At 72.3% G+C, this 8,337-nt stretch carries 6 protein-coding genes; 2 read left to right on the forward strand and 4 right to left on the reverse strand.

Annotated elements, in window-relative coordinates:
- Window positions 1-229: 229 nt before the first annotated feature.
- A complete protein-coding gene (locus tag ACFU6K_RS03240; protein WP_380660581.1) occupies window positions 230-1,429 on the reverse strand; it encodes a helix-turn-helix domain-containing protein in 1,200 nt (399 codons plus the stop codon).
- Window positions 1,430-1,727: 298 nt separating this feature from the next.
- Between ACFU6K_RS03240 and ACFU6K_RS03245 the strand changes: the two genes are divergently transcribed.
- A complete protein-coding gene (locus ACFU6K_RS03245) occupies window positions 1,728-2,180 on the forward strand; it encodes an NUDIX hydrolase (protein ID WP_380660591.1) in 453 nt (150 codons plus the stop codon).
- Between the two features lie 103 nt (window positions 2,181-2,283).
- Here ACFU6K_RS03245 and ACFU6K_RS03250 read toward each other — a convergent pair whose 3' ends face one another.
- Genes ACFU6K_RS03250 through ACFU6K_RS03260 form a run of 3 tightly spaced genes read right to left on the reverse strand, consistent with a single transcriptional unit; the run spans window position 2,284 to window position 6,372 of the window.
- Window positions 2,284-2,952, reverse strand: a complete 669-nt coding sequence (locus ACFU6K_RS03250) for an HAD family hydrolase (protein WP_380660582.1) — start codon at window positions 2,950-2,952, stop codon at window positions 2,284-2,286.
- A 13-nt stretch (window positions 2,953-2,965) separates the two neighbouring features.
- Window positions 2,966-5,467: an ATP-dependent helicase HrpB gene (hrpB, locus tag ACFU6K_RS03255; RefSeq protein WP_380660583.1), complete on the reverse strand. Its 2,502-nt coding sequence runs from the start codon at window positions 5,465-5,467 to the stop codon at window positions 2,966-2,968.
- Window positions 5,468-5,478: 11 nt separating this feature from the next.
- On the reverse strand, window positions 5,479-6,372 hold the full coding sequence (locus ACFU6K_RS03260) for a class I SAM-dependent methyltransferase (RefSeq protein ID WP_380660584.1): 894 nt from the start codon (window positions 6,370-6,372) through the stop codon (window positions 5,479-5,481).
- 414 nt (window positions 6,373-6,786) lie between these two features.
- On the opposite strand from ACFU6K_RS03260, the gene rpsA reads away from it, so the two are divergent.
- Complete coding sequence (gene rpsA, locus ACFU6K_RS03265; RefSeq protein ID WP_049653883.1) at window positions 6,787-8,277, forward strand: 30S ribosomal protein S1; 1,491 nt, start codon at window positions 6,787-6,789, stop codon at window positions 8,275-8,277.
- Window positions 8,278-8,337 lie beyond the last annotated feature (60 nt).

The raw sequence follows: 8,337 nt of genomic DNA on the forward strand, positions 1-8,337 counted from the left end.
CCGTCACGCCAGGCCACCGGTGACGGCGGCGGGGAGGCCCGCGGGGGAAGCAAGTTGCTGGTACGTGGCGGCACGGGCAGCGGGCCCAGCCGGCAGGGACTGGCGGACACCCACCGGGATGCTCCGAAGCGATGGTGATGATCTTCGGGCCGGGCCGCGGTGTGAGCGGGGCGTTGCCCGTGTCGGACCCGTACCTGCCCGGGATTCTGCAGGTTGTGTCGGTGTGGTGTCAGTGGGTGAACAGGTTGATGCCGAGGATGGCGCCGAGCTTCCGCAGGCGGGTGGTGCTGGCGTGACCGGCGCGCTGCATGATCGCCCCCGGAAGGGCCTGGTGACGGGCCCAGTCGGGCTGTGCGCTGCACACCTGGAGGAGGGTGTCCAGGGCTGCGTCGTACTGTCGGGTGTCGGCCTGGGCGAGGGCGATGTCCAGAGCGAGCCGGTTGCGGGCGGCCTGCGGCAGCGGGGACAGGTCGCCGAGGTTGCGGGCGAGCGTCAGGGCCTTGCCGGGGTCGCCCATGACGGTGTGGATGCCGATGGCCTGCGCGGTGACCGTGGTCGGCCCGAAGCTGGTGCCGTTGATCATCGCGTCGCGGCCCATCCGCGCTGCCACCGCGTGTCCCTGGGAGAGCAGGTCGCGGGCCCGGTCGCCGTCGCCCTGGCGGGAGGCGACGACGGCGGCGAAGGTGACGTGCCATCCGTAGGTGGCCAGCGTCTCCGGATCCCTTTCCGCGTAACGGGGTTCGATGGATGCGAACGCGGTCTCGGCGGTGGTGGTGGCCTGGTCGAGGCGGGCGTCGCGCATGTAGATCCAGGACCGGCCGCAGTCCACCATCGCGGCCCGCAACGGGTCGGCGGCCAAGTGGACGTGGTGTCGGGCGTGGCCGATCGCCGAGTACGCGAGGTCGCGGGCGCCGTGGAACTGCGCGGTGTAGGAGGCGAGTCGGTAGGCGTCGGCGAGGATGCCGTGGGCCGCGCACCGCTCGCCGTCCGGGGCGGAGCGCAGGAGGGCCGCGGCCTCGGTGATGGCCGGGGCGGCGAGGCTGCCGGCCCGGGTGTAGTCCCCCGCCCGGTAGTCCGCCCATGCCCGCGCCAGATCGGCCCGCAGTCCTGCGGCGTCCGGCGGTTCCACATCGGTCCCGACTCCTGCGGCGGTGTCGTGCACGGTGCGGGACAGCCCTCGCAGCATCGCCCTGTCGCCGATCAGCGAGGCCCTTCGGGGTGCCTGCTGCCCGAGGATCACCGATACGTCCGCATGCAGTGCGGCGGACAGTTTGAGCAGCGACGGCAGGCCGATACTGCCGCCCTCCTTCTCGGCCTTGCGGACGGTCGGAACGGACACCCCGGCGGCCTCGGCGAGCTCTTCCTGGGTCATGCCTGCCCGCAGCATCTTGATGCGCTGGCCGGTGGAGTAGTCGGACCACTGCGTCATGGGAGCCTCCGAAGGTGAGCGGCCTCAGAACGGACCGTACCCCCGTCACTCGGCTCCCGGTGCCGGAACGACGTGGCTGTCAGCCGTGTTGGCGGCAGCTCGGAGTGTGTCGGGACTTCGAGGACGGTGGTGATGCCGAGCGCTTCGACGGCGACATGATCGTGACGTTACCGCTGCTCGGTGGGATCGGCCGCGACGCCCGGACGGCGCATCTACGGTGAGCCCAGGACGGTGGTGTGTCCGATCGCTGTGGTCGACGAGGCCACCTCACCACTCGCCATGGTCCTTCAGGGCTCCTATCCTCCTGCACATGGGCAACGGTGCCGGGAAGACTCCGCTCCACTCGGTGTCGGTCGCCGGAGTGGTGGTGCGCGAGGACGGCTGCGTGCTGGCGATCCGTCGGGCTGACAACGGAACTTGGGAACCCCCGGGTGGTGTGCTGGAACTGGGCGAGGCCGTCGAGGACGGCGTGCGACGCGAGGTCTACGAGGAGACCGGGATCAGGGTCGGCGTGGAGCGGCTGACCGGCGTCTACAAGAACGTGAGCCGAGGGATCGTCGCCCTCGTCCTTCGCTGCCGACCGGAGAGCGAGGCGATGCGGCTCTCGGAGGAGTCGGTCGAGGTCGCCTGGCTCTCGCCGACCGAGGTCTCCGAACGCATGGCCGAGGTCTATGCCGTACGTGTCCTGGACGGGCTTCGGGACGACGCCGTGCCAAGCGTCCGGGCTCATGACGGTCGTCACCTGCTGTGACGAGCCAGGCGGTGGAGGTGGTGGACCATGTCCAGGCGTGTCTACGAAGGTGCCCCGGACGCTCCCGCGGCGGACTCACTGGTCCCGGCCGCCATGTGAAGGCTCAGAGCACGGCAGGGAATCCCAGCAGAGCTGCGATGTGGGAGGCGTTGCCGGGTGTGCCGTCGGCGAGGACGGTGGTGATGCCGAGGGCTTCGGCCGGGGCCAGGTTCCTCGGCTGGTCGTCTACGAAGACACATGCCTCGCCCGGCAGTTCGAGCCGATCCAGGGTGAGCTGGTAGATCGCCGGATCGGGCTTGGCCATGCCCTCCCGCTCGGAGATCACCGTCTCGTCGAACAACTCCCAGACACCCAGGGCCTCGTACGGGTCGTACGGGTCCAGGCCGAAGGAGTTGGACAGCAGCGCGACCTTGAGACCGGCCTGCCGTGCCGAGCGGGCGAGCGCGATCATGTCGTCGGCGGGCCGGACGCCCGACCAAGCCCGGCCCATCAGGTTCGCGTGCTCCGGGACGCCGAGGATAGGGGCCACCCGCCGGTTCCACTCCGCCTGGCTCAGTCGGCCGGCTTCGAGCTCGGTGTACAGGCGGCAGGCTTCCGGCTCATAGCCGAGCGTCTGGCGCCATGCCCCGGCGTCGAGGCCCTGGGCGAGGCACCACTCTCCGTGCGCCGGTCCGGCATTGGCCGTCAGGACGCCGACGAAGTCCAGGATCAGGGCTGCGAAGGGAAGTTCGGCTTCCTGGGGACGGGTGACGATCGGGGCGGTCAGGGCCATGGCGTCCTCTCTGTCACTTCCGGGCGTTGAGGCGGCGGGTGGGTTCGGCGGTGGTCGGGTCTTCGGGCCAGGGGTGGCGGGGGTAGCGGCCCCTGAGATCCGCCCGGACGGCGCGGTAGCCCTCGCGCCAGAAGCTTTCCAGATCACCGGTGACGGCGGCGGGGCGGCCGGCGGGGGAGAGGAGGTGGATGGTCAACGGTATGCGACCACCGGCCAGGGTGGGCGTCTTGGTCCAGCCGAAGAGTTCTTGCAACTTGACGGCCAGCACTGGGCGTTCGGTGGTGTAGTCGACTCGTATCTTCGATCCGCTGGGCACCGTGATGCGCTCGGGGGCCAGCTCGTCCAGCCGTCCGGCTTCTCCGGTCGCCCAGGGCAGCAGGCGTTGGAGGGCAGCCGTCGTGTCGATCCTCGCGAGGTCGGTGCGGCGGCGGGCGCGGGAGAGTTCGGGCTCCAGCCACTCGTCGGCGCGGTCGAGGAGTGCCTCGTCGCTGACGTCCGGCCAGGGGGCGCCGATGGCGCTGTGGAGGAAGGCGAGGCGTTCGCGGAGGCCGGAGCGGAACGTCAGCAGGGTGCTCACGCCCTCGCGGCCGAGGCCTTCGAGGAGGGCGGCGCGGACGAGGGAGCGGTCGGGGCGGTCGAGAGGCTTCTCGGCCAGCTCGATGGCGCCCAGCGACTCGACCCGGCGGGAGACGACCTCGCCCCGGCGGGTGTCCCAGTGGACCTCCTCGCGCGAGGTGACCAGCGCCGCCCCGGCGGCCAACGCCGTGTTCTCGTCCAGCGCCGCAGCGTGCAGGATGCGCGCCGAGTGCGACCCCGCCGGGCGGTCGGCGACCGCGACGGCGAGCCAGGGCAGGGCGCCGAGCGCCGTGCCGGGGGCGAGTTCGGCGGCCGTCCCGGAGGCCATCAGGTACGGGCTGCGCTCGCCGGGGGCGGGCCGTTCGACGCGGGCGCGGGCGATCCGCTCCGGGAAGGCGAGGGCGACGACGAGGCCGGCGGCGGCCGCGTCGGGCAGGTCGGTGGCGGGCTCGTCGGTGGTGGCGCGCAGCAGTCGGCGGACTTCGTCGCGCCAGCGGCCGGCGTACGGGTCCTTCGCGGAACGGACGGACCGCCAGACCGCCCCGAGGTCGTCGCCGAGGGCGCGCGGCGGTTCCTCGGAAAGCAGCGCGACGACCTCGGCCGCCCGCCGCGCACCGACCGCCGCCGCCCCGTCGACCAGGGCGCGTCCCAGCCGGGGGTGCAGCCCCGTACGGGCGAGGCGCACCCCGCGCGGCGTGGCCCGGCCGTCCGCCGAGACCGCGCCGAGGGCGGTGAGGGTCTGCCGGGCGGCGGCCATCGCCCCGGCGGGCGGGGCGTCGGGCAGGGCGAGGCCGGTGGCGTCCGGGTCGCCCCAGCAGGCGGCCTGGAGGGCGAACGGGGTGAGGTCGGCGAGCGCGATCTCCGGGGTGGGGAAGCGGGCGGCGAGGGCGTCCTCGGCCTCGTTCCAGCAGCGGTAGACGGTGCCGGGGGCCTCGCGCCCGGCGCGGCCGGCGCGCTGGCGGGCGGCGGCGAGCGAGGCCCGGACGGTGACGAGGCCGGCGAGCCCGCGGGCGTGGTCGGTGCGGGGTTCGCGGGCCAGTCCGGCGTCCACCACGACCCGGACACCGGGCACGGTGAGCGAGGACTCGGCGACGGCGGTGGTGAGCACGACCCGCCGCGAAGGGGACGGGGTGAGCGCGGCGTCCTGGACGGCCTGCGGGGCGCGGCCGTGCAGCTGCAACACCTCCACGGGAAGATTGCCCAACTGACCGGCCACCCGGCCGATTTCGCCGACACCGGGCAGGAAGCAGAGCACGTCCCCCGCCCGCTCGCCCAGCGCTCGCCGCACCACCGCCGCGACGTGGTCGAGCAGCGCCGGGTCGACCCGGGTGCCGTGGGCGGGTCGGACGGCGCGCGGCGGCGGCGCCCAGACCACCTCGACCGGGTGGGAGGTCCCGTGCGCCTCCACCACCGAGGCGCCGCCGAGGAGTTCGGCCCAGGCCTCGGTGTCGGAGGTGGCGGAGGCGCAGACCAGCCGCAGTTCGGGCCGCAGCGCCGCCCGGACGTCCAGCAGGAAGGCGAGCGCGGTGTCGGCGTCGAGGTGCCGTTCGTGGCACTCGTCCAGCACCACCACGTCCACGCCGGGCAACTCCTGGTCGCGCTGCAGCCGTTGCAGCAGGACGCCGGTGGTGACCACCTCGACCACCGTGTCCGGCCCGGTGCGGCGCTCGCCGCGCACCGTGTACCCGACCTCGCGGCCCACGGGCGAGCCGAGCAGCCAGGCCATCCGTCGGGCGGCGGCCCGTACGGCGAGCCGGCGCGGTTCGGCGACCAGCACCCGCCGTACGGGCCGGCCGTCGCCGAGCAGCCCGGCCAGCGCGAGCGGCACCAGGGTGGTCTTGCCGGTGCCGGGCGGCGCGGCGAGGACGGCGGTGCCGGGCCCGTCCAGCGCCTCGTGCAGGGCGGGCAGGGCGGTGCGGACGGGAAGGTCGTGCCACACGGGAGGCACGGTCAGCCCCGCTCGGCGACGAAGATCGCGGTCCCGGGGATCAGCCGCCCGCGCAGCGGGGACCAGCCGCCCCACTCCTGCTCCAGGCCGGCCGGCCACTCGGGCTCGACCAGGTCGACCAGCCGGAAGCCGGCGGCGACGAGTTCGCGGACCCGGTCGCCGACGGTGCGGTGGTGCTCGACGTAGGTGGCCCGGCCCTGCTCGTCCTGCTCGACGTACGGGGTGCGGTCGAAGTAGGAGGAGGTCGCGGTGAGGCCCTCGACGCCCGGCTCGTCGGGGAAGGCCCAGCGGATCGGGTGGGTCACCGAGAACACCCAGCGCCCGCCGGGCCGCAGGACCCGGTGGACCTCGCGCATCAGGGCGGCGGTGTCGGCGCTGAACGGGACGGCGCCGTAGGCGGAGCAGGCGAGGTCGAAGGAGGCGTCGGCGAAGGGGAGCACGGCGGCGTCGGCCTGGACCACGGCGACGGGCTCGGTGCCGCGGCCGAGGTCGATCCGGCGGGAGTGCTGGAGCTGGCGGTAGGAGATGTCGAGGGCGACCGGCCGGGCGCCCCGGGCGGTCAGCCAGCGGGAGCACTGGGCGGCGCCGGCCCCGATCTCCAGCACGTCGCGGCCGGCGACGTCGCCGAGCAGGCGGGCGTCGGCCTCGTCCAGGCCCTCGGGGCACCAGGTGAAGCGGTCGTCGCCGAGGAACTCGCCGTGCTCGTCCTGGTACTCGTCGGCGTTGCGGTCCCACCAGTGCCGGCTGGCCCGGCTGCTCTCCCCGGTGCCGGCCGCGCGGCGCACCGCGTCGTCGCCGTCCTCCTCGGGCTGCGCGGGGGATCCGGCCTGCGCGGAGGAGGTGTCAAGATCGTGCAGGTCTGCCTGGGGGGTGGTGGCCACGGTGACAATGCCCATCGCGTAGGGTATGGAGTGCGGAAGCGCCGCTGCCGCGAACCGGCCCGTCAGGGTCCGGATCCTGGCGGTGGCATCCGGGGACGTGGCCCCTTCGGGCGCCGCCGCGAGGCGCGCATTCGGAGGATATGGCCTGATCCGTACCGGGCTCCACCGTCTTGCCGTCCTTCGGCATTGACCGTGCCTGGCCGTCCCCGTATGCTACAAGTTGCGCTGCGGGCCTGCGCGCCTCGGACGGAGCAGGTCGCGCTCGCATCTGTCGAAGACCCCACGGTCGCAAGACGGACGCCGGTTCTCGTTGTTACGGGACCACCGGTGTGCCGTGTTCTTGGCTGTCCGGCTTTCGGTGGGAGCGATACGGGCCCTCCGCGTGGCATTACCTACGACTTTCATGTCCGTACCGGAGCCCTTTTCCTAATGACGAGCCCCACCGACTCCTCCCTCAGCACCACCCCGCAGGTCGCGGTCAACGACATCGGCGACGCGGAGGCCTTCCTCGCCGCCATCGACGAGACCATCAAGTACTTCAACGATGGCGACATCGTCGAGGGCGTCATCGTGAAGGTCGACCGTGACGAGGTCCTCCTCGACATCGGTTACAAGACCGAGGGCGTCATCCCGTCCCGCGAGCTCTCGATCAAGCACGACGTTGACCCGCACGAGGTCGTCGCCGTCGGTGACAACATCGAGGCCCTGGTTCTCCAGAAGGAGGACAAGGAGGGTCGTCTCATCCTGTCCAAGAAGCGCGCTCAGTACGAGCGTGCCTGGGGCACGATCGAGAAGATCAAGGAAGAGGACGGCATCGTCACCGGTACCGTCATCGAGGTCGTCAAGGGTGGTCTCATCCTCGACATCGGCCTCCGTGGCTTCCTCCCGGCCTCGCTCGTCGAGATGCGCCGCGTCCGCGACCTCCAGCCCTACGTGGGCAAGGAGCTCGAGGCCAAGATCATCGAGCTGGACAAGAACCGCAACAACGTGGTCCTGTCCCGCCGTGCCTGGCTGGAGCAGACCCAGAGCGAGGTCCGCCAGACCTTCCTCACCACCCTGCAGAAGGGCCAGGTGCGCTCCGGCGTCGTCTCCTCGATCGTCAACTTCGGTGCCTTCGTGGACCTGGGTGGCGTCGACGGCCTGGTGCACGTCTCCGAGCTGTCCTGGAAGCACATCGACCACCCGTCCGAGGTTGTCGAGGTCGGCCAGGAGGTCACCGTCGAGGTTCTCGACGTTGACATGGACCGCGAGCGCGTCTCCCTGTCGCTGAAGGCGACCCAGGAGGACCCGTGGCAGCAGTTCGCCCGTACCCACCAGATCGGCCAGGTCGTTCCGGGTAAGGTCACCAAGCTGGTTCCGTTCGGTGCGTTCGTCCGCGTGGACGAGGGCATCGAGGGTCTGGTCCACATCTCCGAGCTGGCCGAGCGCCACGTCGAGATCCCGGAGCAGGTCGTCCAGGTCGGCGACGAGATCTTCGTCAAGGTCATCGACATCGACCTCGAGCGTCGCCGCATCAGCCTGTCGCTCAAGCAGGCCAACGAGGCCCTGGGTGCCAACCCGGCCGAGGTCGAGTTCGACCCGACCCTGTACGGCATGGCCGCCTCGTACGACGACCAGGGCAACTACATCTACCCGGAGGGCTTCGACCCCGAGGCGAACGACTGGCTGCCCGGCTTCGAGAAGCAGCGCGAGGAGTGGGAGCGCCAGTACGCCGAGGCGCAGTCGCGCTTCGAGCAGCACCAGGCGCAGGTCATCAAGAGCCGCGAGGCCGACGCCCAGGCCGCCGAGGAGGGTGGCGACGCCGTCGCCGCTGCCGCCGGTGGTTCCTACTCGTCCAGCAGCGACGAGGGCTCGGGCGCCCTGGCCTCCGACGAGGCCCTGGCCGCTCTGCGCGAGAAGCTGGCCGGCGGCCAGAGCTGAGGCTCTCGCTTCCCGCTAGCCGATAGCTAGACGGTGGGCCCCACCCGGATTTCCGGGTGG

Source organism: Kitasatospora sp. NPDC057512, from assembly GCF_042802135.1.
Taxonomy (GTDB): domain Bacteria; phylum Actinomycetota; class Actinomycetes; order Streptomycetales; family Streptomycetaceae; genus Kitasatospora.